Origin of the sequence: Sporosarcina sp. FSL K6-6792, from assembly GCF_038004885.1 — a bacterium.
GTDB lineage: Bacteria > Bacillota > Bacilli > Bacillales_A > Planococcaceae > Sporosarcina > Sporosarcina psychrophila.
The window spans coordinates 3,647,930-3,672,388 of record NZ_JBBOSA010000001.1; the positions used below are offsets into that span (position 1 = coordinate 3,647,930).

Here is a 24,459-nt window from a genome sequence, read left to right on the forward strand (position 1 = left end):
GATTATACCACCTATAAAACAAAAAAAGGAAACACGTCCGTAAATGAAGAATTGTTTTCTTTTTTTATACAGTAGAGTTTTTTCTTAAAAAATGCTCTTTAGTAATCGGGCTTACAATCGCGAAATCTTCTCCAAAACGGATTTCTATCGGTTTGGAATCCGGCAACCTTTGCCTTCCTTTGCTTTTCTTTAACCGACGTTTACAGGTAGTTAAAAGTTGGCTGATTGGATTGAAAATATAGAGACGAAATACCCTTAAAAACGCCCATACTGACTTTTTAGGTTGATGAATGAGTCGCATGATTTCAATAAGGGCAAAGGTAATCAACGTGATAAACAGCTGATTCCAAATACCTGCGGGCGAATGGCTGAACAAATGGCTGACCTTTAAATGCTGCTTAATCCATTTGAAGAAGAGCTCGATGTACCAGCGGTTCTTGTATGTCTCTAAAATTTCTGCTTCACTTAAATCGAGACGATTCGTGATTAGATGGAAGGATGTGCCCTCAGAATCAACAAATTCAATGTAGCGTAACGGTTCTTCACGTGTCCGAATTGACACCAATTCATTTTTCACGACATTTGGTAGAGTGGGTGTATATGATTTGAGTGTTTCTGTCGTGAAAGTTTTCCGAACACGCACGAGAAATTGTATATTACGTTGCAACCAGCCACCCATCTTCGTTTTATGTGCATACCCTCGATCCATTACATACAAAGCATCATCATCGATGATGTGATTCACGGCATCAGAGTCCGCTATATTTCCCGTGGATGGAATCATTTTTTCGGGAAATATACTATTCGAAGAAGCAACTACTACACGAATATGCAGTTTAATCCCACTGGATACTTTGGAAATGGCTGTCCAATTTGATGCGTTGTCTGGTAGCTTGATATAGGTTCCATCAATAATACGCAAAATCCCGACTTTGGGATTTATCCCTTCTGCATGCCTTTGTAATAGCCAATAGTGTCGAGCTAAGCGGCCGAGCAAGTCGGCCAGATCAGCCGTATTCAAATCGATGAGTCGACGACTAATTTGTGAGTAACCAATTGACGTAAGCCCCAAATCTCTTTGAAACGATTTTTTTGACCGAATGCCTTCTTCGATTTCGCGAAGACTTTCCCACTTACATAAGTTGGCCATAATCAAGATTTTCACAAGGGAAAAGTCAGTTAGCTTTTTCGCATCATAATTCATCAATGGACAAGCCAAAATGTTAACTGGCAATAGAGATAAATATTGACGAAAGACTAAGTTTTCCTCTACACTTTTCATAAGGAAGCTCCTTTCTGTAGAGTAGGTAACTGATTAGTCGTCAGTTTTATTTTACAGTAGGAGCCCCTTTTTTTGCATTATTTGAACTTCTTTTCATTAGCTAGTGACATAAAAACCATTATTTTACTGCTATGCAACGCTAGTGTCAGGTGCCTGTGCAAGAAACTATTTTGACAATTCACTACAATTACATATTTATGAAAAGGAGATTAGATAGGTACCTAACTATCTAATCTTTATTGGGTTTTTATACTATTGGTTGAATTGTTTGTTGTATTTTGTTGCACAGGTACACAAACAATTATACTTCATCATCATGAACAAAGAGTTGAAGGACCAATAATTGAGATGCCTAGTAGATACCATGATCTAGGAAACAAAAGACAGTATCCATTTGGAAATAAGGGTGGAGTTGGCGGTGGAGAAGCGAGGCAGGAATTCAATAAATGGCGTAAAGAATATTGGAAAGCTAGATATGCCAATGAAATGATTAAAAGGGGGATAATTGAATGAAAATAGAATTGTTAAATGCAATTGATGAAGAGTTTGAAATGTGCCCTGAAGCCTTTGGAGGGCCTGTTAATATTGAGGAAGTAATACAAGCTGAAGATGAACTCAAAGTAAAATTACCAGAGGATTATAAAAATTTTCTTTTGAGGTATGGTTCGGGAGCAGTTGGTGAAGCAATTGTTTTAGGATTGAGAGAGGCGGAATTTTTTGCTACACCTTCATTTGTAGAAAAATCTCTACAGTTTAGAAATATTCTTCCTGAAGGGCATGAGGATTTTATTGTTATTGGACTAGACGGTGCAGGAAATCCAGTAGGTTTTAATTCTTCTAATACAGAAATCATTACATTTGACTTTGATTTTGGTGGAAAAGAAATAATAGCAGGAAGTTTTGAAGAATATTTAGAAAAAGCGATTCGAGAAGAATTGAATATACATTTTTAATCAAGAGCTTATAAAAATGTTACTATTAGAAAGTATTATGAACAAAATCAACTGTGCGGATGAAAGCAATAAGCTTAGCGAGATGACAACTTTATTATTACTGGTAACAAGACAATAACTTACGAAATTAAATAGGCTTGTTGGTTTAAAAATAGAATTAGTAATGAATTACTTTATATAAACATTTGATTTTTGTGAGAAATTTAAACATGGGACGACATGGATGATGCTTTACTGAAATTCATAACTCATGAAGGTTGTACCATCAAAACATTCGTGCTGAGCCAATGGGATGTCCTTAAGTTTAGAAGTGACATTAGAACAGAACTTTTCCCAAATTAGTGTCAGGTACCAGTGCGTGACGCTATTCCGTCAACTCGCTACAATTACATACTTATAAGGCGTGGACTAGGTATTTACTACTATTTCTAATTCATTGGATTTTTTATGCAATTTCGTGAATCGTTCGTTGTTGTTTGTTGCACAGGTGCAAATTTTATGGGTAAGCCAAATCAAATTCCAAAAAAGTAGGAGGTGAATAATATGAACTTAAAAGATTTAAAAAATAGACATATAGAGTATGACTGGAAAACTATTTTTGTGGGTGTCCAAGAAAATTATTTTAGTAAAGACGTTATTTCTGACTATGCGGTAGAGTTGATGGAGATTGGTGATGAAAGTGGGTTTGTTAGTGAACTTGCATGGGGAGTATCTAGTGAAGATTTAGGTAAAGTGATGTTAGAAATAAAATCTAATTATTTCCCTCAATTAAATGAAGAAAGCACAATATTAGTAGAGGAGAATAGAAAACTCAGATTTGTTTGTTTGGCTGAAATGAGAAAAAGATGTAAAGAAGATAATGAATTATTAAATAAAATTGCAGAGTTTTATGGAAATCATCACTACCCAGAAGATATGGTGAGTTTTGTTAATTATATGCCTCAAGAAGTCCCAACTACGAAAGAAAATATGGTAAATAGGTTAGATGAATTTTTAAAATTAGAGAGTGTGAGATTTAGTTAGCTATTTTACTTGATTCTATGGGCAGAGAAAGAAGAACTTAAAAGAACAAGAGAAAAAGTAAACTATGGGCATTTTTAGCTGAAACAGTGGTCAAGGACTAAACAAAGTGTTAACTAATTTACCAGTTTAGTAATCGTGTCTAATGGTTGTTACTACCACTTAAGACGCCGTTAATTGAAAAATTGGGATTGAGTTGTGTGAGTGGCACCGAAACTAGTCAAAGAGCATTGGCTGGCTCTAGGTCATTTACTTTCTGACGTTGAAATTGAAAATGCGTAATAGCGAGGGAAAAGGGCGCCACAACAGTATATTGTTGTGACGCTTTTTTTGTTTGTGAAAAGCATAAATATACAGATAACATAGTCCATCAGAACATCACGATGCTTGATCGTTTAGGCAATGAAATGGAAACCATCCAAGAAGGAGTTCAAGGACTCGTTGTGATGGAAGATTCGTTGAAAGGCGAAGGGAAAACGCAATTCGTGCATTTTACGTGGACTGCCACTTGCCATTCCTTCAGTGTTTCAAGCTATTTTAGAACCGTTTCACAGACGCTGCCACCTTATGATGAAGGAATTATATTTGAGGGTATGAGGAAAGTAGTAGGTGGAAATGGACCGGGAACTCCGGATGGCATTGCGCCTTATGCCGTGGGTGCGTTTGACTTCTTTACGGAAGATATCGGTACTATGTTAAGCGCTGATGCGACGGAAAACGAACGATTTGAAGCCGCTCTATTCACGTTCATTAAGCCAGCTAAGATGTATGATACTGCACATGATGCTTTGAAAACTGGTGAAAAGGCTAAGGATGCTGGGAAGGGTATAGTTAATCCTCTACTACCAGGAGAAGGAAAAGTTGGAACATATGAAGAATTAATAGATGAAGGAACACGCGGAGACAATATAACTCCTCACCATATGCCTTCTGCAAAATATCTGAAAACAAAAGCAGAGGTACAAAAAAATGATGGAGTAAGTATGAATATGGAACAGCCTCATCCAGGAAAAGGGGGGAGGCACCGTCAAACCGAAACATACGGAATAACTGGTAAGAAATTAGAAGACTACCTTATTCTTGAACCACGTGACGCTTTAGCTCGTGATATTATTGATGCAAAGAATATTTATATAAAAGAAGGACTTTACACTCCTGAGATACGTTCAGGACTGTTGGAAATAATAAATTTAAATAAAACAAAATACCCAAATATTTTTGAGAGGTAATAGGAGGTGGGAAAGTTGGATATTATAGTCGAACTTACCGAATTAAAGAATAATCGTTTATTAAGAGATGAAAGTGAAGTGAGAAAATTTGAAAAATCGATAGAAAATATTTTAGACATGAAGAATGTTAATCATATAGAAATATTATGTCAAGGCTTTGATGATTTAACCGAAAAAGATGAAGTAATGTTTGGGTTAATTCATGCTATAGAGTCGTATGACAAGATTGTTAGTTCTGAAGTATCGCTTAAATTGTTAGCTAATTCTATTCCTAAAATGCTTCCTCATGCTAAGGAATGGTTAAAGATACTTCACAAAAGAATATTAAATCATGAAACATCGAGAAATATTTATAAAAAAATTATCCCCACATTAAACAATGATACTCAGAAAATTGTTGTTTCTCAATTAACTAGTATTAAAGAAAGGAACCCAAGTTGTTTTGAAAAAAGTGTGAATTCAATATTAGATTTTTTAAAGTAATTTAAAAAACCTTGATTGGCAAAGTGCCTTTCAAGGTTTCTCTGTGTGATAGGCATGGGGAAACGCTGGTCCACTACAGGCTTGGCAGTAGGAACTGTTAGCAGGAAGCAAGGTTGATTTTTTTCTCATTAATGTTTGAAAGGATGTAATAAAGGTTAAAGAAGACTATAGCGAAATATTAAACTACAAAATAGGAGATGGACAGTATGAGTTTCATTTGGTTTTTAATAATTGGCGGGATTATCGGTTGGCTAGCAGGTATGATTTTGGGGAAAGATATCCCAGGTGGAATTATTGGTAATATTATCGCAGGTATTATCGGTGCATGGATTGGTGGTATGCTTCTTGGAAGTTGGGGGCCTAAAATTTCTGATTTCTACATCATCCCTGCTTTCATTGGAGCAATTATACTTGTGTTCATTGTAAGCTTAATTATGAGATCAATGCGTAAAGTTTCGTAATGGTAAATAGACCTTTCAGTTTATTTCTATACGGTTAAGTGAATCATGTGTAAGCGACAATTAATGGTGACTGTGTATATAATAAAGAGTGGCCTTCCACGATCTAATCTGTGGAGGACCGCTTTTTACTCATTCTATAAAACCAAAAAAGGAAACACGTCCGTAAATGACGAATTGTTTTGTTTTTTTACATTAGAGTTTTTTCTTGAAAAATGCTCTTTAGTAATCGGGCTTACAATCGCGAAATCTTCTCCAAAACGGATTTCTATCGGTTTGGAATCCGGCAACCTTTGCCTTCCTTTGCTTTTCTTTAACCGACGTTTACAGGTAGTTAAAAGTTGGCTGATTGGATTGAACATATAGAGACGAAATACCCTTAAAAATTCCTATACTGATTTTTCAGGTTGATGAATGAGTCGCATGATTTCAATAAGGGCAAAGGTGATCAACGTGATAAACAGCTGATTCCAAATGCCTGCGGGCAAATGGCTAACCTTTAAATACTGCTTAATCGATTAGATGAGCTTGAAGTACCAGCGGTTCTTGTATGTCTCTAAGATTTCTGCTTCAGTTAAATCGATACGATTCGTGAGTAGATGGAAAGACGTGCCTTCGGAATCAAAAAATTCAATGTAGCGTAACGGTTCTTCACGTGTTCGTATGAATTGTTCGTTGTTGTTTGTTGCACGGGTACCAAATTTCAAATAGAAATTGCGAAAGGCGATCATTCATGAAGAATGATCGCCTTTTTCTGATAACCTTTGACAGCATCAGAGTGCATTTTATTGGAATTTAAGCATAACACTATTCAGTTTGTTCTGTCAATGATGAATTAATTTTAGGTGCCGATTTTTAACTTTCACACGTCTTCTTATTTTTGGAATAAATGAAAAATAGTAAAAACAGTGGTATAGTAATAGTTAAGGAGGAAACTTATGGAAAATAAACATTTGAAGAGTTGCATAGAATTGATCAAATTACTGGAGGGGTTTTTATGAGAATCACAGTTGTAGGAGCAGGACATGGTGGAACAACAATCGCTGCTGATTTAAAACGTAAGGGTCATCTAGTCACTTTGTTAAAGACTTCAAAGAGTTTGCATAACGAAAATTTTGATTACCTAACGAATAATAAAGGTCAAATCACCATTGTGGATGGCAAGGAAGAAAATACCGTATATCTAGATGTAGTGACGACGGATGTTGAGGCGGCAATCAAAAATGCTGAAATAATTATCATTTATGTACAAACGAATTACCATGAACAAGTTATTAAACGTATATTACCTTTCATGAATGAAGACCAAATCGTGTTGCTAGAGCCGGGCTATTTATCGACAGCTTATTTCTTGAAACATGAAAAGAAAAAGCGCTTTACAATTGTTGAAGCACAAAGCTCACCAATTGACTGTAGAATTATTGAACCTGGTAAAGTGAAGATATTGTTTAAAAATGTTAGAAATCCGATTGCGATCTATACGGAAAAAGATAAAGCAGTTATTCAAGAAAAGTTAAATACGCTACACTATCATTTTGTTTACCTCGAATCAGTCATCGAAGCTGCTCTCCACAACCCCAATTTAATTGTCCATACGATCGGAGGAATTATGAGTATTCCTCGAATTGAATATACTGAAGGCGACTATTGGATGTACAAAGAAGTGTTCACACCCCACGTCTGGAATATGGTAGAAAGCCTCGATAAAGAAAAAATGGATGTGCTGGAGAAAGTGGGATTGGAACGATTGTCTTACGTGGAAGCCTGCAAATTCCGTAACTTTGAAAATCCAACAATTGATGCGAAAGAAGCATTTTTAACCTATGCTAAAAACAGTTCACCAGAAGGTCCATTTGTAGCGGATTCAAGATTTATAACAGAAGACGTTCCCGAAGGTCTCGTATTGCTGGAATCATTGGGGCTGATGTTAGATGTCGAAACGCCTACATGCACAGGTTTGATTAACATCGCGTCTGCTGCTCTTGCTACGGATTTTAGAGAGAATGCGAGGACTGTCGAATTACTTGGTAAAGAAAACTTGGAGAAGATAATCGGTACTCTTGTTGTTTCAGTAGATTGAAAAGCGATACCTGTGCACCAAAGGAGTCCTCTGGCCGAAACATGGCTGGAGTTTTTTTATTTTCAATCCAAATTTCCACCACTACTACAAACTCCTGAAAAAATAGTTTCAGTGCTCAATGATTACGGTCTCATATTTTCTAGATGATTAATGTAAAAAAACATACGTTATTGATATACTTGTTGTACTAATTTAACTGATTTTCAATAAGAACTGTATTCAACAAACGGACCATTTAGGTAAAGGTTTTAGGAGTGGAGAAATGAACAACTTTTATACAGCATTAGCCTATGTAAGTAAAATCATTTATGAGCCCAATCACTTAACTGTAAAGTCAATACAAGAAGAAAAGCAAAATTTTAAGTATGGTGCGGGTACATTTGAATTATCTTCTAGAACAGTTCGATTCAGAGTTGCGAATAGTACGCCTGCCAAAGTAGGGCAGTTTGTTGCATTTTGGGAAAAAGATGAAAACAATAAAAATCAAGCCTATTCATATGCGGAAGCACCGGATTTGTTAGTGATTACTACCTTTAAAAATGAAAATGAATTCGGGCAATTTATTTTTCCGAAAGAAATTCTTTTCAAGCAGAACATTCTTAGGTCCAGTTCAACAACGGGAAAAATGGCAATAAGAATTTTTCCTAGTTGGGATAGTCCAACAAGTAAACAAGCGATGAAAACTCAAGAATGGCAGTTACCCTATTTTGTTGATATGAGTAACTCGAATAACTTAGCTATAGATAAAATACTAGAACTATATTCTTTGCAATTAGAATGAGTAACGCAGTAAATTAATGTTTTTTATACTTTGCTACGGGGGTACTTATGAAAACTCACTATTATTTAGGTTGGTTTAGCAATTTTTTCCCAGAGAATCTGGGTAGGGTGTTACAGGAGGATATAACTGATAGAAAATCGCTTGCTATGATTAGCTCGAATCCATCTATTCATGAAGATGATGGTGCTACAGAACGCTCGTGGCTTGACCAGGCTGGCATTAAGTTTGATGAATATCATTTAATCAATTATCGCGTACAAAAGGAAGATGCCCAAACGTTAATTCAAAATGCTTCCGTTATTTTCTTGTTGGGTGGCAATATTCTTAATCAAAATCGTTTTTTGATAGACTATGAATTATCGGATTCGATTAAAAAAAGCAACGCCGTTGTGATGGGAGCAAGCGCTGGAGCAATCAACATGTCCGCTAAATGGTTATGCTCGAAAAACTTTGGAGATGAAGTTGAAATGAGCTCTGTTTACGACGGAATCGGTCTTGACAATTTTTCCGTCCTGTCTCATTTTGATCTTGAAAATAACATGGCGCTGGTTCAAAGCGAACTATCTCCCTTATCGGAAGAAATGAATATTTATGCGTCTAATAAGGATTGCGCTCTACGTGTAAAAGGAGACAAAATCGATATTTGGGGCGATGTATATTTAATTTCCCAATCAGAGATTCAGAAATTGGATGAGACGTTCTAGTTGAAAAGCGATGCTGTGCACCACACAATCCAATTTTCCACCATGTTTGGTAGTAAGCTTAAAATACTCCTCACCTCCTAACCATTGACGTTATGTGATAATCACATTAACGTCAATGGTTAGGAGGTTTTTTCATGACAAGAGACGAACTTTGGTACGCACGGATTGAAGCATTTAAAGCGAGTGGTGAATCTAGCGTTACACCTGGTGTGCTACAAATAATATCTGTGTTCGAAATATGTATGCTTGGCTAAAAGATTGGCAAAAAACAGATGCTGCACCCATAGCCCAATAGTGGCTTTCGTTTGGTACACTCGCTTACAAGAGATTGGAGCCATGCCCGCGGCAAGCATTTACCTAAAGTGTAAATCAACATTGTTAGGATTTTAATATGAAATCCTATATTATCAAATATACTCACATAGCATTACAAACCAATAAAGATTTGCAACTTTACATGAGTGATGACATTTTATATTTGAGGTTCCATGTGAAGTTGTGACATTATGTACTCAGCATTGCACAACTCTGCACTTTGTTATTGCAAAATACAAAAAGACCCACAATCGATTAATTCCTTGTCGATTGGTTGTGGGTCCTTTTTAATAATTATTACCCTACGTGAACATCATTGCTAGGGTGGCTAGTATATTTGCTGATTTCACTTTGTAATTCACTATCACGATTGAAGACTTCTATTTTTTTAAAGCCAGCCACTTGCATATTAACCTTGAATAAATGATCATTTATATCGAAGAAATAATAATATTTCGCTACCTCTTTTTCTGGACTAGTACACTCCATTTCACAGATGACACCTTGTTCGCCTTTGTAGTAATTTACATAGCTATAATTATCTAGTTTTACATTTTCAAGTAAATTATACGGCGTTAAGATAGGTGAATTCAGCAAATCATAAATCTTTTTTATATCGGTTTTCACGATTTACAACCCCTTTCTTAAGGATATGCCTCTTAGTTATTTTACAGTAAAAGATTACGCATTGAAATAGTCCTCAAGGATTTTCACAACATACTCTTCAATTTGTGGCAACTTTTCATACGCTATTTCATAATCATCAATCGACCAATCATTTCTAACCCTTCCTATTTCAACTTTCAAATAAGTGCTAAAGTAGACAGCTAACATCCCGCCATTATCCCGAATTCTTGACGGTATCCATCTGTAAGTACCCCTAAACAATCCACAATTCTTAAGGCTATCATCTTTTTTATCAATACAAAACTTTACTAATAGGCTTGGCACTATATTTTCTTTAATTGTGCTGTCTATGTCTTTTCTCTTCCTGGTAAAATAAAGATCAGGTCTTTTGATTTCTGATTTTGTGGTGGAAGATGTATCGAGAATTCTGGCTGCTTCTTCTCGCTCGATTTGTAGTAACTTTTGAAGGTCCAAAATCTTTTGTTCTCTTATTCTGTCTTCCGATTTCTTTTGTTTTATTAACTCTGTTGTTAAATAAACATCCCCAATGACTTTACCAGTTCCAATTTCAGTGGCACCGCCTATGCTTAGGTCCTTTTTATTTGATGTTTCTTTATCTACAGAATCAGTTTCTGGAATTAAAAAATCAATATCTTTTAAATGCTTAATAATCTCGCTTTCCTGAATTTCTGTTTTATAGTAATCCCAGAGTTCTTCAATTGCTAAATGTTTGTGCGAAATAATTTGTCCGATATTATCATCCGTTTTTTTAACTTCATTTGAAGGGATTATCCTAAGTATACGACCAATAAATTGTGCGTAGGGCAGCGGATTTCTAAATGCTCTAAAAATGGCGGCTATTGAAAGATATGGATGATCGTAGCCTTCTCCTAACATGGAAACATTAATAACAACATCAACGCGATTATTTTTTATATCACTAAATGCTTTTTCCTTTTCATCATCGAATAAGTTACTATGAATAATTGTATTTGAAACGCCATATTCATTATAAAGTTTTTGTATAACTTTTGCTTGATTAATATCTGGAGCAACAGCAATTACCTTATGAGGAACAGATGTATTTTGTCGTTTAGCTTTCAGTAACTCAATGCTTTTCTTTACGACGCTTCTAGAGCATTCAACAGAATAAGATACTGATCGGCTTATCCATTCTTCATCTTTCAGGCCTAACTTTTTCAACTCTTCTATTGTGTACTCCACTGTTTCATCTCCATCAATAGTTAAAAGGAGTTCTTCAGGGATATAGGTTAAATTTTCTAGAGATTTAACGTAACCATTAGCCATTGCTTGACTGAGCTTATACTTATAGATTAAATCCCCCGCTATCTTTTCTTTGTCTGTTCTAAAGGGAGTTCCGGTAACTTTGATTACTTTCGCTTTTGAAAAGTGTTGTGTTGTTTCAACCCATGTACGTGCGGTGGAATGATGTGCTTCATCAATAATTATCATGTCGAAAAAGTCTTTAGGAAGATGATTTAATGGAGATGAAACTAGCCTACTTTGTAATTTTTGTATATTGACAACGACAATATTTGCAACTTCTAAAACCTCATTTTTTGTTTTATTACCATCAAATTCGATGAGGGAGGGAAGTTCGTGTGGTCGATTAAATACTTCTCTTTGTAACCAAAAGTTTGTGGGTTGATCTGGATTTAAAGCATCAATGACGGTGTCCTTAATGACGATTTGTGGTGCAATAATAAGAACCCTACCCTTACTAATATGAAAAGGCAATAAAGCCATCAGACCGGTTTTACCCACACCAGTTGGTAAGACAACGAGTGCATGTGCTTGTCTTTTTTTTACCATAAAATGCTCATATACATGAAAATAACTTTGGATTTGCGGTTCTCTTAAATTTTTATTATCCTCGATAAAAGGGTTTGAATTAAGAAAGTAGTTTTCATTATAATCGAAGCTCATATGTTCTTCCGCCTTTCGTCTATTTTTACAAATGGTAGATTATACTTAATATTCTATCTAATGTCTCGGATAAAGCAAGTTTCTAAAGCGATGCCTGTGCACCGCACAAATCAGACACTAGTCAGACAATTGCAGAAGTGAATAAAAGGAGTCCTCTTGCCGAAACACGGCTAGAGGTTTTTTATTTTCAATCCAATTATCCACCACCTCTTTTTTGTTGGCGATGTAATCGAACTTTTTGTCTGCCGTAATCGCATAAATTTTGAATGGGTTCGGTGTTGCACTTCAAGCCCTAGCAGCACTACTACATTCTCCTGATAAAAATAATTTCAGTGCTCAAATCTGGTTTATGGACCTCCTGTTGGATATAGCAAATGAATTGAGCCAGTCTTGAAAGGGTTACTCGAATTGATACCTAATACCAGAACTGGATGAAATACATTACAATGGACTTAAGATTAAATAACTATTTTGAAAAGTCGAAAACATAAAGGGGGAGCATGGTGAATTATTTAATACCTTACGTAGATCCAAAACGAAATGATGGAGAAGAAGATCCGATGTTCAATGAGTTCACTTATGGTGACAAAGGTTCGAGGGGATATAAGTTGCTTACAACAGTAAACAAAGGGGATTATTTGTTTTTTCACACGAGCATAAACAGAAAACGCTATATCACAGCTTTTTACGAAGTGGAAACCATTATGCCGATTGAGAAAGCAAGGAAGAACCCTTTAATTTCGAAAAAATACCAAAATCCTCATTTAGTTAACAAGGTTGTTGCAGAGCATGAAGTAATCGTTTTTGGACATCCCATCCAATCGTTTGAACTCGTCACTCCACTGGAAATAGACGAAGGACTGCTTGATCAGTTAGGTATCTTTTTTGATCCCTATACTAACCCAACTATTTTTGGTTCTTTGACCTCCAAACTAAGAAACTGGTGCTCTTTGGATAATCGCCAAGTGCGTTTCCTTGTAGATAGCATTTTAAGTTTGCCGCAAGAAAAGATGGTATTGTTGGGCAAACAGCTATCGACAAACGAAATTCCACAACTGTTGGAACGGGACATCGAGGATTTCGTTGCCAACTGGCCTGAATTGATTGGCCCATATATGAAAGTGAAAGAGCGTCAATATATATTTGTAAACAGCAATAAACGCCTAGATCTTCTTCTAGAAAATGAAAAGACTGGCGAGTTGACAATCGTTGAAATTAAAAAAGATGCCATTGATTTAAATGCTTTATCCCAACTGAAAAACTATATAGAAGAATATAAGAAAGATACAGGAGCTCTTCACGTCAACGGTGTACTTGTCGGGAATGGTGTTTCACCATATTTTGAGGAACAGATTATTGATAAGGTCAGAAAACGTGGCTGGAAGTTGCTGAATTACGGATGGTTGTTATCGTTAGAGGAACCGTACAAGAATTTAATGGATGGAGGGGCTCAGAATATAAATCCTGTTTCACTTTCATTCAGTAAAACGTCAGACGGCGTCAAAGATTCATATAAACTCGTCTTATCTAATCAAATGGACCAAGACCTTGATCGAGTAAGGATTCATATAAAAAATCATTTGAGTGGTGGAACCCATGTAAGTCTCGATAATATTGTTGGAAATGAACATGGTGAAATTACAGACCTGGTGTATCTTGATATGGATAATATAATGGAATATATCGTTACAGGTGTCACTTCTGAATCATGGATAAGTCTTTCATTTAACAACGAGAAATTGCGTAATACGGTAAGCAATCAAATCGAAACAGGCGAAGAAGGTTGGCTTATACCTTGTATTGAGACGGAAGTAATCTCAATTGCTGAAATTGTGCGTGTTCTATTCAAAGACCAATATAATGTCGAACCTTCACGTGAGAATAAATACTACTCAACATTGTTTACGAAACATCCACGAATCGAAGGTATAATGGAAGAGTTGTATGGACTAGTGGAGGACTATTATCGGGGAAGAAAAGCGTACCGTGATTCTGAAATTTTGGAAATCCTGCAACAGGAGTACAAGGTGAAATTTGAAAACTCAGAGGGCACGGAAATATTACTTGCCTATTGTGAAGCTAGCCGAGAATATTTTAAGTTATCGAGTGAGGAAGTAGCGAGGATGTTTATAAAGTTTGCCTTGTAGTGATAAGGGGGTCGACCATTGCACAGGGTTGTATTCTGACAACTCACTACAGTTATATACTTATGAACTGGAGATTAGATAGCTGATAATCTATATTGTATTTTTATATAATTGGGTAAAATTTTTGTTGTATCTTGTTGCACAGGCACACAAACAATCAAGAAACCTCAGAACCCAATTTTCCAAATACACTAGGCCCGAAAACCGGATACTTAAAGAGTATCCGGTTTTCGGACCTTTTAATAAATTAGTAGGTAACGATATTGAATCTTGACTGCAAAATGTATGGAGTCGAGTTAAATGTTCTAATTACATCTCCGTTTTGAAGCATTAACATTTGAATCCCTGATAAATTGGGAAGCCGTTTTCCAAAAGAAACAGCAGCCCCTCGAGTCGCTTCAGTCTTGCTGAAAAGGCAAAGTCCGCCTTTCTCGTCAAGCTTTCCAGCACTTTTGGGGACTAAACGGTGCCTTGCGCTTTTCTAGGTTAATGCACGTTTCAATTTCGCTAGCGATCGGTATCTTCGTTTCCTAACCCCTTCAACCGTAATTCCAATTCGTTCAGCACATTCTGTAAGCGTATACCCTTCGATGAATAGCCATTGCACAAGTTCCTTCTCGGCGGGGGACAACACGTCCAGTGCATCCGCAAGTCTATTTAGCGCTTCATGCTGGTCAGCGATTTCCGGCACCATTATATACGCCAAGGACTCGTCTTCCATCAACGTGATATTCTTTTCAAATACGTTTTCCTTTTTTAATTCATCGAGCATGCCACCCCGTATGCTTCGATAAGCAAATGGCGTGAAACTCCCTTTCGCTTCGTCAAAGCGGCTCCATGCTTGCCATAAAGCGACTCTTCCTGCCTGCCTGAAACTGTCATGGTTGCGGTGAATATTCAATTTGCGGATAGATGCAGAAATCATCGGTTCATACTGCTCCAAAACATCTTCAAAAGTCATCATTTGTGCGGCCTTCCAGACCGTGCACGGTGCTTTGTATTCCCGGGTGACTACATCGTAGTGCATTTGAAATAGGGAATCCAATGGGCGTTTTGGATGTTTGGGCTAGCAATAGATGATAAAAGCGTAGATGAAAGATGATGATTTGCTAGGTGAAATTTTGAATATCTAACGATTTTTACAATGGATTATTTCAATCGTATGTTTATACTTCACAAATTTGAGTTTGCACAATGGCGTAAACTACTGTTGCTCAACTGTCTTCGTACTAGTTGTTGGGTTAGTGCGCATTGAATATGATAAAATGAAAGATACAGTAAGTCGACTGAAAAAAAGTATTATAGGGGCTGGATGTGAAATATGGACATTAATAAACTTCTTTTTCATATGACACATATCAAGAACATCCCATCTATCCTCGAAAATAAGGGGTTATTAGCTAATTCAGAGATTGGTGAGAAAAAAATTTCATACCAAGATGTAGCTAATTTGGATATTCAGTCACGTAGATCAGGAACCATTGTCCCGCTCCCGCCGCATGGAGATTTGCACGAATATGTACCTTTCTATTTTGCGGAACGCTCACCTATGCTGTATTCGATAAACAACAATGGAATAAATCAACGGGAAATCGTCTACTTTGTAACAAAAACAACCATATTACATGAGAGTGGATTGCCATATGTCTTTACTGACGGTCATGCGATTATGTTCTTAACTGAATTTTACTCCCAGTTGAATGATTTGGATAAAGTTGATTGGACAATTATGAAGGAAAAGTACTGGGCTGATACTGAGGAAGATCCCGATCGTAAACGAAGGCGACAAGCTGAATTTCTTGTCCATCGAAAAGTTCCAATGGATGTATTTCTTGGTTTTGCTGTAAAAGACGCAGCGATGCAAGAGGAACTTGAAGCACTTTTACAATTGCACCATATTGATAAACCTGTGTACATTCGACCAAATTTCTATTATTAAGGAGGTGAATGAAATGATTGTTTTAACCACTGGAAACTTACTTGAGGATCAGTCCGAAGCATATGTCAATACAGTTAATACAGTGGGTGTGATGGGAAAAGGGATTGCATTACAGTTTAAACAGGCTTTTCCCGATGTCTTCAAACAATATGCGAAAGACTGCAAGCAAGGACTTGTAGAAGTGGGAAGTATGCATGTTGTTTCTGTCGAAGGTTTGACAAATCCAAAGTATGTCATTAATTTTCCAACGAAGAGGCACTGGAGAGATCCTTCCAAAATGGACTATATCGAGTCTGGTCTAAAGGATTTAGTTAGGGTGATAAAAGAGTTAGGCATCCGGTCCATTGCGATTCCTCCTTTAGGCTGCGGAAATGGTGGCCTTGATTGGAGTGAAGTACTTCCAAAAATCGAGCAAGCCTTTATAAATGAACAGGTAAAGGTTCATTTATATGGTCCGGCAGGTGCTCCACAGCCTGAGCAAATGAGAATTGGTACGAAACCGCCACAGATGACGAAGGGGCGCGCGTTGCTTTTATCATTGATGGACAGTTATTCAGTTCCAGGTTATCGCCTTTCTCACTTAGAAATCCAGAAGTTGGCCTATTTTCTTCAAGAAATCGGGGAACCCATGAAATTACGCTTTGAAAAGAACAAGTACGGTCCCTATGCAGATAATCTGAACCATGTATTACAGAGAATGGAAGGTCACTTCATTCGTGGTTATGGCGATCGGACAAGGGAAGTAGATATTTATCCCTTGGATGATGCTTCTGAAAAAGCAGCAAAGTTTCTGCAAAAAGATCAGCAATCATTGGATCGACTGAGTAGAGTAAAAGAAATCATTCATGGTTTTGAGACTCCTTATGGTATGGAATTACTTGCAACAGTTCATTGGGTAATGAAGAAAAATCCGGAAAAGTCGAGGGATTTAACTTTTGTGACGGAACAAATCCAAAACTGGAATGTGCGTAAGAAGGAGTTATTCACGGCGAAACATATTGAAAAAGTTTGGCGTTATCTTAACTCGACAAATCTTGTACTATGAATTAGCGGTGGAACTGTTAAACAAAATCGGTTTGACGACTAAAAGTATTAATTTACAGATGAATAGCGCTAAAACCCCGGTTCAGACACTGCCTCTGAACCGGGGTTTTTAGGTTCCGCGCAATAACACTTGCGACTTAGTCTAGAAAATTTAGTACCTTTCCTGAATCTATAAAAAATATATATATAATAATGTAAATACGCAGATTTGTAAAGGTTCTAGTAAAAAAAGAACTTAATTTATAGCTTGTCATTAAAGTGACTGAAGATTACGGTAATAGTTAGACAGTTGAGGAGGTGACGTATATAATAGGCAGAATGGAATAGGAGGGATGAGATATGTCTAATACAGGAGTGCTAGCGAAAATAAGCGGAAAGATGTATAAACAGTTCGGAAAACAGGTTCTATCTACCCAAATGAGGTTTGCGACATTAGAGGCGATGTTTGAAATAGACCACGAAGTACAACGTCAGCTTGATCCTAGAAAAAGGGCTGACATTCGGGATTTTATCATTGAATCTATCGAAAAAAACGACCACTTTTATTTCTCAGCATTCATCTTTTCGAGCAGAAAAGGGGTTCAACAAGTCGATGGAGGATTTGAACTGGAGTCAGGGAGTAAGATGTATGTCCTTGATGGACAACACAGAATGTCCGCCCTATCATCTGCGATTAGTCACCTGAAATCCAAAAAAGAAATAGCGGAGGAATCGAATAATTATGAGGAAGCAAAGGTGGTACAAGGGTACATCGAAAGCCTTATCAATTATCCGATTGCGATGCAAGTCTACTTGGACTTAAGTCAGCAAGAAGAAAGACAACTATTCACAGATTACAATACAGAGCGAATAGACGCCCATAAAGGACTTGTCATGCAATACGATCAGCGTGATGCGTATATAGAACTCACGCGACAAGTGGCAAATAGGTTGAAAAATGGTATGGATATTGAGTTCGAACAATCAAGACTAACTGCTCAAAACTCAGCGATTACATCTTTAACGACAATGCGCAAATGCCTTATCGCACTATTTGAGGGAATCATAACAGTAAAATCGGGAAGTCCATATGACCGAAATTGTAAACCTAGCGAAGTAACTGGGATAGCAACACAGTTCTTTCAGTCATGGACGAGCCTGTTTCCGCGAAAAATGGCTAACCGGAAACAGTATGTTGCAGGACTTACTGGCATACAAATCGCATTGGCAAGTACAGTCTATGCACTAACGAAAGAAGATTCAATTACTCATTTGGAAGCGATCGACATGTTGAAACTCATAAACAAGCAATGTACATGGCAGCATGATGATCCGCTCTTTGCACATATGTATGATCCTTCATCCAAAAGAATTAAAAGCCATTCAACAACAACGGCTATCAATAAAACCGTGCTAGAATTTTTGTTGGTTATCAATGAGGAAAGGGGATTAATGGAATGATTATCAGTGATGTATTTACCAAGCGCCAGTCAATCGTAGTTTATACACTTCCAGAGTTGCTTAACATGCTGGAGGACAATCGGTTAACAGTACGGAAAACGAATAATCTTCAAGTTAGAAAGATTCGAAGGTATATATTCGATAATGTGCATACGAAACAAATCTACTTGCCGCCGATTGTTGCTTGGCTTGAAGAAGGGAGTCTAGATGAAGGAAAGCCAGATAAGATTTCCGTTATCGATGGAACGCAAAGGGTAATGGCTTTGTCACAATTGCGATCAGTTGTGCTTCAAACGATGAACAGTGAGGATGAAGAAGAACAGAGAAAAGCGTTGAAATTGCTTTATATGTTCGACAAGATTGAGGTGGCAGTTCAAATCTTTGAAGGTCTTTCCCGGAGCGAGGCCGATCAGATGTATGTGGATTTGAATACGAAGGGTAAAAAAGTCTCCTTATCGAAACGGATTGCCTACGACTCACGCAATGATATCAATCAAACGACGAATCGTATTTTACAAAGTAACCACTTGTTAAGGCAGGCAGGCGTAGAACAGGAAAAACATGCCGTCATGCGTCCAAAAAACAAAAATTTGATATCCCTTTCTCAACTTCGTCAGCTAGTAGCGTTATTTATTACAGGGAAGGCAATTACAAGCAATTTAGCACTTGATACGGGTATGCAGCTGCAAAGTGAAGAGAATATTGAATTGATTAATACATGGTTTGAGGAACTATTCAAACTGTATCCGATCGAATCAATCGGAAATTATGAAGTGTCGATTTTAGCAAGTTTTCCTATGCTGACAGCGATTGCTACTTATGCGGTTGAAGGAATGGAAGAAAATTCTTTTAACGAAAAGAAACAAGGTATTATTGACCGGATGAGAAAGTTGAAAGCGATTTCGTGGCAAAGAGAAAGCCCAATTTGGAGAGAATTTGAAGGATCTGAAAGAGGAAGGGAAAAATATTATTACTTAGCAAATGATAAGAAAAGTATTGAAACGCTAGTCGCTTGGCTGCGCCAAAAAGGAGGTGAGTAAGGTGTGAAGTTAAAGCATAACAAGGAAAACCCCGAGTCACAATAGTCCTGCAAGACTGACTCGGGGGGCAGATTGGAGTATACCAACCTATGGCTAGTATACTCCCTTTTATGCAAAATCGATAGAAACAAGAAAAAAGGGGAGATGGGAGTATGCCGCATTCAACTAACTTTGTACTCGATCATGACACCATTTTGTTTTTACCTAGATATGACGAATCTGGCTGTTTGCAAGCGATTGTGAGGGATGCCAACGGGTCTTTCGATGTAGACCTAGCTCCGACTTTACTAATCGATTATAACTTGCGCTATTACGGTTCCAGTCTAAGAGGCGCAATAGACGGGACTAATATGATTTTAGGGTATGGTCACATGAACCCAGTGATTGTAAATGAAAAGCTCAGTCTTTATTGGTTTCCAAGTAAATCACCCTATAAAGACGACTGTGAATGGTTTGCATTACATCATATTAAGGATTATTTCGATATTGGTGGGAAGAGAACAAAGATCATCTTTAGTGACGGCAGTACCCACATCATCGATATGAGTAGATCCTCATTCGATTTAAAAGTGCAAAAAGCTTATAAACTAAAGGGCAAGCTTGAATATAGGACAATGGGAACACCAATGAAAGTGTGAGAAACGAAAGAAGGAAAACGTTATAAAGGTACAACTCAAAACAGAAAATACATGGTGGGCGACAGTATATATATTTGTTGCTCATCATGTAAGTTTTAGTTGTACAGGCGTCTAACGAACCTATCGAAGTGTTCAACAAAGCCCGGCAAGTGTGCAACGAATCCATCGAAGTGTTCAACAGAGTCTAGCAAGTGTGCAACCCCCCCCGCAGAGTGTCCAACCAACAGGGAAGTGTCCAACGAACCCATCGAAGCGTCCAACAAAGTCTAGCAAGTGTGCAACCACCCCCGCAAAGTGTCCAACCAACAGGGAGGTTTCCAACAAACTTCCTGAAGTGTCCAACAGAAGCCTGAAGTTGTCCAACCAACACGGCCAAGTGTCCAACCAAAGCCCGTAGATGCCAACTATCCGCATCCTGCTCTAACCAACCTCCTCAGATTTTTGACGGGCTATGATTTTATTAGTGAAATTGACAGCAACGTAGAGAAAACTCGTTTGCGACAAGTATTTTTCTTTAAGTTCTTGTTAGATGTTGGGAGACAGTTAGTCGCCAGTTGCTCGTCTGCCAATGTGCTGTTAACGTCTCAACTAACCCTCGCAAAACTTCGTATTTGGCAAAGGTTATGGGACTATTTTATGCTGCTAATCGGTCTGTTGGAAACGCGAATCTAGTACTTTATTTCATCGGCAGAAAAATCCCTCGACTGGCACGTCATAATCCATGAAAGCCTCGCTGAATAAAGCCTTGCCGATTAGTTCGCGCAAGACGCCAGAATAATAGCCAGGCAGATTCCGGATTTTTTTCTGTTTGGTTGTTTGAACCGCAATACGAAGGGCGTGCATGGCTAATTGCTCGAACAGTTCTCCTTTGTCTTCGTGAATACTGAATTTCAGCATTTGCAGGGACTGTTTCCGATAGACGCCGTAAAAATTACGCGCTAATTTACTTTCTCCGATTGTTGAAGAAAGAAGCGATTTCATTTTACCGAAAAGTGTAGTAGGCACAATTTCCGTAGGAGACGTTCTTTTAAGATCTTTAGTACTTATCGCTTTAGAGAGAAAAGCTTCGTTTTGCGGTTTAACAGGTTCAACCTTACTGCCAGAAGGCTTTTCGTCCCTCTCCGGGGTGTTCAATTTCGACTGGTCATTAGTAGGTTTAATGACATAAATGTTAGCGCCTAGACCGCTCATAACGGGGCGGATATAGTGAATGCGTTCGATGATTTCGAGCTTTTCTAACTTGCGGATGGCGCGTCGAACAGTTGCATTTGATTTCTTGATAGCCTTTTCGATTGTTTCGTGTTTCAAATGTGCAGCACCGTATTTAACGGAGTAACGACGAATCATATCGAGAACAGCCCGCTCTGTTTGGTTCATATCGTTCCAGTTCGTGAGTACGTGTTGCCTTGTTGCTGCGTCTAAATCGTGTTTGTTTGTGAAGTGTGCGTATTCAGATAGGTAAGTTGTCATAAAGAATATCCCCTTTATTCTTTATATAGAAGGGAATTGAGGTTTAGGGGACAATGTTGTGAAAAAAGTTTTTGTGATTTTTTTAGAAGATGGCAAGCGCATTAAATAAAAATAATCCAGTGAGAGGGAATGGAGCATACTACCGCGTTGGCGGATACTACGTAGTAGGAGTAAGAAGATATCAATAAACATGGTCTGGCAGCATTATTATTACTTCTTCTTTCTTAGTACGCAGTAGGACCAAACAGGGTAGTAAAGATACTTCAAAAGTTTTTTTAGGTACGTTGTACGTGAAGGTATTCAGAACATACAAGGAAGTCTCCAACAAAGCCCGGCAACTGTCCAACCAACTTCGCAAAGCCTCCAACCAATCGGAAAAGAGTCCAACAAACAGGGAGGTTTCCAACAAACTCTTCGAAGTGTCCAACGAAAGCCTAGAGTTGGTATTCTGTCAAGAAAGTGGACATGAATTAATGAGCAGTTATTTTAAAAAGCCTACCGCGCTGCGCTTGCTGTACTTTCGTGGAAGAGCAGTTAAAAAGCCAACTGCTCTTCCACGAAAGTTGTGAGTGGTTTCTGGGCATTTTTCTCTTTCAATTCTTGATACTGTGACTCGAAAAAATTAGGGGAGACATAGTCTAACGTGGAATGGATGCGTTTCTCGTTATAAAACGAGATGATGTAATCCAACACTGCCGTCTCTGCTTCCTTTCGTGTCTTGAACTTCATTCGGTAAATCAGTTCCTTCTTGATTGTCGCATGGAAGGATTCAATACACGCATTGTCGTAACAGTCACCTCTACGACTCATGCTGATTTGGCACTGCTTCTCTTTAAGCAGTCCAGTATAAGCAACAGACGCATACTGGGAGCCCTGATCTGAATGGTGAATCAACCCTTCTTCTGGGGAACGGAAATGAAAAGCACGCTCCAGCGCCAGTTGAGGCAGCTGCGTGGATAAGGTGTTCGCTAAGTTAAAACCAATGATCTTACGAGAGAATAAATCCATCACCGTAGCCAGGTATAGCCACCCCTGACTTGTCCAGATATAGGTGATATCCACGACCCACACTTGATTGGGATGATCCGCATGGAAGTTTCGTTTTAACAAATTAGGATAAATCGGATGTTCATGATTAGATTGAGTTGTCACCGTATAGTGAAAAGGCACTGTAGCGCATAAGCTCAGCTCTCTCATATAGTTTGAGACAGTCTTCTCTGAAAGTGGTACCCCTTGTTTCTTCAGAATCCGTTGGATTCGGGGGCTTCCATAGACCTCCCGATTCTCGTAAAAAATTTGTTTGATTAACTTTAATGCCCCTTCTTTTTTCTTCTGCGAGGCACTTTGTACTTTTTCTCGCCATTTATAGTAGCCGCTCTTTGAAACCTTTAGAACTTCGCACATCCTATTCACGCGGTATTCTTCCCGGTGCTTTTCAATAAATGAATAGATCACTGCAGGTTTTTTGAAAAGATGTGCATGGCTTTTTTTAAGATTTCATTCTCTTCCTTCAGTTCCTGGATTTCTTTTTCAAGCGCTCGTTGCTGCCTTAGCCGCTCGGTAGAGGTTACAAATTCTTCCCCATTACGTTTTCCTTCCAGTTCTTTTCGATGTTGACTTACCCACTTTCGCAAGGTACTAACAGGCACATCCATCTCCCGTGAAATTTCAATCTGTTTTCTTCCGTCTTCCACCACCAGCTTGATCAAATGCTCTTTCAGCTGATTATCTATTCGTTTCTTCATAATGGACACGCTCCATTCAGTTAGTTTGTTCTCTCCATCCAAACACGCTCATTGGATTGTGTCCACTTTCTATACTACATTCAGAGTTGTCCAACAAACTCGGCCAAGAGTCCAACGAAAACCAGGAGCTGTCCAACAAACTAGTCCCAGACTCACTCGTAAAAGCCCAATTGCTCCTGAAAATGAGCAATTGGGCTTTTTCATACTTATTATACCTCGGCACCCTTGACCACATTATCTTTCGCCACTTTAGCAAGTGCAGCTGTCGTCAACTTCCCTGGAATTCCGTCTGCAACAAGTCCAAAAGCCTTTTGAAACGACTGAACCGCGGACTTTGTAGCAGGCCCGTTTAGTCCATCCACAGCAATCTTGTAACCTACTTTGACGAGCAAGCTTTGTATTTCTTTTACTTCATGATCGACAACATAATATAACGGATCAACCGCATTCGTAAACTTGTTGTTCCAACGACCAATGTGGACCTCGAAATGAAGATGGATCCCTGTACTTTTTCCAGTCATACCTTTCACGCCGATACGTTCGCCCTGTTTGACAATCTGCCCGACTTTCACACTGATAGAATGTAGGTGTGCATACACGGTTTCAAACGTCTTTCCACCGATTGCGTGGACAATCATAACCGTGTTGCCATAACCATTTGTAGACTTAGAAAAAGTAACTTTCCCAGCAGCTGCTGCAACGATCGTATTGTTTGATGAAGTATTTCCGTAATCCACACCCCAATGCATCGTTCGCAAATGCGTAATCGGATGGATGCGGTAACCAAAAGGAGATGTGACACGACCCTCGCATGGTTTAATAAACATTAATTCCCTCCTTTCTCCAAATTAAGTTCAACTAGTACCCAGCAACGCAACGCGAGTGAGTAGCCCTACTGAAGTTTCCATTGATGGGAGATGATTAAAATCACTGCATTTTTAATGAAACCAACACATCATGGATCGCAACGAGTTTTGTTTCGAGCCGGTGCAAAAGATAGAATGATACGAATATCGGGAAACCGACTTCCTGTATGAGACTCATCCATTGTTCCATCTCGTTTCCTCCTCTCTACATACATAAAAACCGGTCCCCAGTCCGAAAACTGGTGAACCGG

The 24,459-nt window shown here is 38.2% G+C and carries 22 protein-coding genes and 1 pseudogene; 15 read left to right on the top strand and 8 right to left on the bottom strand.

All coding sequences use genetic code 11. The annotated features are described in order from the left end of the window. Nucleotides 1–64: 64 nt before the first annotated feature. Nucleotides 65–1,282, bottom strand: a complete 1,218-nt coding sequence (locus tag MKZ26_RS17775) for an IS4 family transposase (RefSeq protein WP_340763666.1) — start codon at nucleotides 1,280–1,282, stop codon at nucleotides 65–67. A 255-nt stretch (nucleotides 1,283–1,537) separates the two neighbouring features. Here MKZ26_RS17775 and MKZ26_RS17780 point away from each other — a divergent pair, with 255 nt between their 5' ends. The 9 genes from MKZ26_RS17780 (at nucleotide 1,538) to MKZ26_RS17820 (ending at nucleotide 8,990) form a co-directional block, all read left to right on the top strand. Further along, a complete protein-coding gene (locus tag MKZ26_RS17780; RefSeq protein ID WP_340766992.1) occupies nucleotides 1,538–1,795 on the top strand; it encodes an HNH/ENDO VII family nuclease in 258 nt (85 codons plus the stop codon). Continuing rightward, nucleotides 1,792–2,235, top strand: a complete 444-nt coding sequence (locus tag MKZ26_RS17785; RefSeq protein WP_340766993.1) for an SMI1/KNR4 family protein — start codon at nucleotides 1,792–1,794, stop codon at nucleotides 2,233–2,235. The genes MKZ26_RS17780 and MKZ26_RS17785 overlap by 4 nt, the downstream gene beginning before the upstream one ends. Before the next feature lie 543 nt (nucleotides 2,236–2,778). Next, nucleotides 2,779–3,258, top strand: coding sequence for a DUF2247 family protein (locus MKZ26_RS17790; protein ID WP_340740792.1), 480 nt, complete (start codon nucleotides 2,779–2,781; stop codon nucleotides 3,256–3,258). A 380-nt stretch (nucleotides 3,259–3,638) separates the two neighbouring features. Beyond that, entirely contained in the window at nucleotides 3,639–4,484 is an 846-nt protein-coding gene (locus MKZ26_RS17795) for a hypothetical protein (RefSeq protein WP_340766994.1), read from the top strand. Between the two features lie 6 nt (nucleotides 4,485–4,490). Further along, nucleotides 4,491–4,967, top strand: coding sequence for an Imm30 family immunity protein (locus MKZ26_RS17800; RefSeq protein WP_340766995.1), 477 nt, complete (start codon nucleotides 4,491–4,493; stop codon nucleotides 4,965–4,967). A 206-nt stretch (nucleotides 4,968–5,173) separates the two neighbouring features. Then, nucleotides 5,174–5,428 carry a GlsB/YeaQ/YmgE family stress response membrane protein gene (locus MKZ26_RS17805; RefSeq protein WP_340740791.1) on the top strand — a complete coding sequence of 85 codons (255 nt, stop codon included), beginning with the start codon at nucleotides 5,174–5,176 and terminating at the stop codon, nucleotides 5,426–5,428. A gap of 994 nt (nucleotides 5,429–6,422) precedes the next feature. Continuing rightward, the gene (locus MKZ26_RS17810) at nucleotides 6,423–7,505 is read left to right on the top strand and encodes an NAD/NADP-dependent octopine/nopaline dehydrogenase family protein (RefSeq protein ID WP_340766996.1); all 1,083 of its coding nucleotides are present in this window, start codon (nucleotides 6,423–6,425) and stop codon (nucleotides 7,503–7,505) included. A 262-nt stretch (nucleotides 7,506–7,767) separates the two neighbouring features. Beyond that, a complete protein-coding gene (locus MKZ26_RS17815; RefSeq protein ID WP_340766997.1) occupies nucleotides 7,768–8,286 on the top strand; it encodes a MepB family protein in 519 nt (172 codons plus the stop codon). Between the two features lie 47 nt (nucleotides 8,287–8,333). After that, nucleotides 8,334–8,990: a Type 1 glutamine amidotransferase-like domain-containing protein gene (locus tag MKZ26_RS17820; RefSeq protein ID WP_340766998.1), complete on the top strand. Its 657-nt coding sequence runs from the start codon at nucleotides 8,334–8,336 to the stop codon at nucleotides 8,988–8,990. 612 nt (nucleotides 8,991–9,602) lie between these two features. Here MKZ26_RS17820 and MKZ26_RS17825 read toward each other — a convergent pair. Both MKZ26_RS17825 and MKZ26_RS17830 read right to left on the bottom strand, forming a co-directional pair. After that, a complete protein-coding gene (locus tag MKZ26_RS17825) occupies nucleotides 9,603–9,932 on the bottom strand; it encodes a hypothetical protein (protein WP_340766999.1) in 330 nt (109 codons plus the stop codon). A gap of 54 nt (nucleotides 9,933–9,986) precedes the next feature. Continuing rightward, a complete protein-coding gene (locus tag MKZ26_RS17830) occupies nucleotides 9,987–11,879 on the bottom strand; it encodes a DEAD/DEAH box helicase (RefSeq protein ID WP_340767000.1) in 1,893 nt (630 codons plus the stop codon). A 503-nt stretch (nucleotides 11,880–12,382) separates the two neighbouring features. On the opposite strand from MKZ26_RS17830, the gene MKZ26_RS17835 reads away from it, so the two are divergent. After that, nucleotides 12,383–14,026 carry an endonuclease NucS domain-containing protein gene (locus MKZ26_RS17835; RefSeq protein ID WP_340767001.1) on the top strand — a complete coding sequence of 548 codons (1,644 nt, stop codon included), beginning with the start codon at nucleotides 12,383–12,385 and terminating at the stop codon, nucleotides 14,024–14,026. A 481-nt stretch (nucleotides 14,027–14,507) separates the two neighbouring features. Here the strand turns inward: MKZ26_RS17835 and MKZ26_RS17840 are convergent, their stop codons facing one another. Continuing rightward, nucleotides 14,508–14,990: a sigma-70 family RNA polymerase sigma factor gene (locus MKZ26_RS17840; protein WP_340767002.1), complete on the bottom strand. Its 483-nt coding sequence runs from the start codon at nucleotides 14,988–14,990 to the stop codon at nucleotides 14,508–14,510. Between the two features lie 357 nt (nucleotides 14,991–15,347). Here MKZ26_RS17840 and darT point away from each other — a divergent pair, with 357 nt between their 5' ends. The 5 genes from darT (at nucleotide 15,348) to MKZ26_RS17865 (ending at nucleotide 20,127) form a co-directional block, all read left to right on the top strand. Continuing rightward, nucleotides 15,348–15,965, top strand: coding sequence for a type II toxin-antitoxin system toxin DNA ADP-ribosyl transferase DarT (gene darT, locus MKZ26_RS17845; RefSeq protein ID WP_338655232.1), 618 nt, complete (start codon nucleotides 15,348–15,350; stop codon nucleotides 15,963–15,965). 13 nt (nucleotides 15,966–15,978) lie between these two features. Further along, the gene (gene darG, locus MKZ26_RS17850; protein ID WP_340767003.1) at nucleotides 15,979–17,010 is read left to right on the top strand and encodes a type II toxin-antitoxin system antitoxin DNA ADP-ribosyl glycohydrolase DarG; all 1,032 of its coding nucleotides are present in this window, start codon (nucleotides 15,979–15,981) and stop codon (nucleotides 17,008–17,010) included. A gap of 338 nt (nucleotides 17,011–17,348) precedes the next feature. Beyond that, nucleotides 17,349–18,449: a DNA sulfur modification protein DndB gene (locus MKZ26_RS17855; protein WP_340767004.1), complete on the top strand. Its 1,101-nt coding sequence runs from the start codon at nucleotides 17,349–17,351 to the stop codon at nucleotides 18,447–18,449. Beyond that, complete coding sequence (locus tag MKZ26_RS17860; RefSeq protein WP_340767005.1) at nucleotides 18,446–19,489, top strand: DNA sulfur modification protein DndB; 1,044 nt, start codon at nucleotides 18,446–18,448, stop codon at nucleotides 19,487–19,489. The genes MKZ26_RS17855 and MKZ26_RS17860 overlap by 4 nt, the downstream gene beginning before the upstream one ends. A gap of 152 nt (nucleotides 19,490–19,641) precedes the next feature. Then, a complete protein-coding gene (locus MKZ26_RS17865; protein WP_338655237.1) occupies nucleotides 19,642–20,127 on the top strand; it encodes a competence protein ComK in 486 nt (161 codons plus the stop codon). A 681-nt stretch (nucleotides 20,128–20,808) separates the two neighbouring features. Here the strand turns inward: MKZ26_RS17865 and MKZ26_RS17870 are convergent. The 4 genes and pseudogenes from MKZ26_RS17870 to MKZ26_RS17890 all read right to left on the bottom strand — a co-directional run bounded on the left by MKZ26_RS17870 (nucleotide 20,809) and on the right by MKZ26_RS17890 (nucleotide 24,398). Next, a complete protein-coding gene (locus tag MKZ26_RS17870) occupies nucleotides 20,809–21,597 on the bottom strand; it encodes a helix-turn-helix domain-containing protein (RefSeq protein ID WP_340740779.1) in 789 nt (262 codons plus the stop codon). Between the two features lie 534 nt (nucleotides 21,598–22,131). Then, nucleotides 22,132–23,342: pseudogene (locus MKZ26_RS17875) on the bottom strand (IS3 family transposase). Between the two features lie 209 nt (nucleotides 23,343–23,551). Further along, on the bottom strand, nucleotides 23,552–24,169 hold the full coding sequence (locus MKZ26_RS17885; protein WP_340767007.1) for a peptidoglycan DD-metalloendopeptidase family protein: 618 nt from the start codon (nucleotides 24,167–24,169) through the stop codon (nucleotides 23,552–23,554). A 100-nt stretch (nucleotides 24,170–24,269) separates the two neighbouring features. Next, a complete protein-coding gene (locus MKZ26_RS17890; RefSeq protein WP_082786727.1) occupies nucleotides 24,270–24,398 on the bottom strand; it encodes a YvrJ family protein in 129 nt (42 codons plus the stop codon). Nucleotides 24,399–24,459 lie beyond the last annotated feature (61 nt).

Coding starts and splice junctions, on each gene's coding strand:
- MKZ26_RS17775 (WP_340763666.1), bottom strand. CDS start 1,282: ATGAAAAGTGTAGAGGAAAACTTAGTCTTTCGTCAATATTTATCTCTA.
- MKZ26_RS17785 (WP_340766993.1), top strand. CDS start 1,792: ATGAAAATAGAATTGTTAAATGCAATTGATGAAGAGTTTGAAATGTGC.
- MKZ26_RS17790 (WP_340740792.1), top strand. CDS start 2,779: ATGAACTTAAAAGATTTAAAAAATAGACATATAGAGTATGACTGGAAA.
- MKZ26_RS17795 (WP_340766994.1), top strand. CDS start 3,639: ATGCTTGATCGTTTAGGCAATGAAATGGAAACCATCCAAGAAGGAGTT.
- MKZ26_RS17805 (WP_340740791.1), top strand. CDS start 5,174: ATGAGTTTCATTTGGTTTTTAATAATTGGCGGGATTATCGGTTGGCTA.
- MKZ26_RS17810 (WP_340766996.1), top strand. CDS start 6,423: ATGAGAATCACAGTTGTAGGAGCAGGACATGGTGGAACAACAATCGCT.
- MKZ26_RS17815 (WP_340766997.1), top strand. CDS start 7,768: ATGAACAACTTTTATACAGCATTAGCCTATGTAAGTAAAATCATTTAT.
- MKZ26_RS17820 (WP_340766998.1), top strand. CDS start 8,334: ATGAAAACTCACTATTATTTAGGTTGGTTTAGCAATTTTTTCCCAGAG.
- MKZ26_RS17830 (WP_340767000.1), bottom strand. CDS start 11,879: ATGAGCTTCGATTATAATGAAAACTACTTTCTTAATTCAAACCCTTTT.
- MKZ26_RS17840 (WP_340767002.1), bottom strand. CDS start 14,990: ATGATGACTTTTGAAGATGTTTTGGAGCAGTATGAACCGATGATTTCT.
- darT (WP_338655232.1), top strand. CDS start 15,348: ATGGACATTAATAAACTTCTTTTTCATATGACACATATCAAGAACATC.
- darG (WP_340767003.1), top strand. CDS start 15,979: ATGATTGTTTTAACCACTGGAAACTTACTTGAGGATCAGTCCGAAGCA.
- MKZ26_RS17855 (WP_340767004.1), top strand. CDS start 17,349: ATGTCTAATACAGGAGTGCTAGCGAAAATAAGCGGAAAGATGTATAAA.
- MKZ26_RS17860 (WP_340767005.1), top strand. CDS start 18,446: ATGATTATCAGTGATGTATTTACCAAGCGCCAGTCAATCGTAGTTTAT.
- MKZ26_RS17865 (WP_338655237.1), top strand. CDS start 19,642: ATGCCGCATTCAACTAACTTTGTACTCGATCATGACACCATTTTGTTT.
- MKZ26_RS17870 (WP_340740779.1), bottom strand. CDS start 21,597: ATGACAACTTACCTATCTGAATACGCACACTTCACAAACAAACACGAT.
- MKZ26_RS17885 (WP_340767007.1), bottom strand. CDS start 24,169: ATGTTTATTAAACCATGCGAGGGTCGTGTCACATCTCCTTTTGGTTAC.
- MKZ26_RS17890 (WP_082786727.1), bottom strand. CDS start 24,398: ATGGAACAATGGATGAGTCTCATACAGGAAGTCGGTTTCCCGATATTC.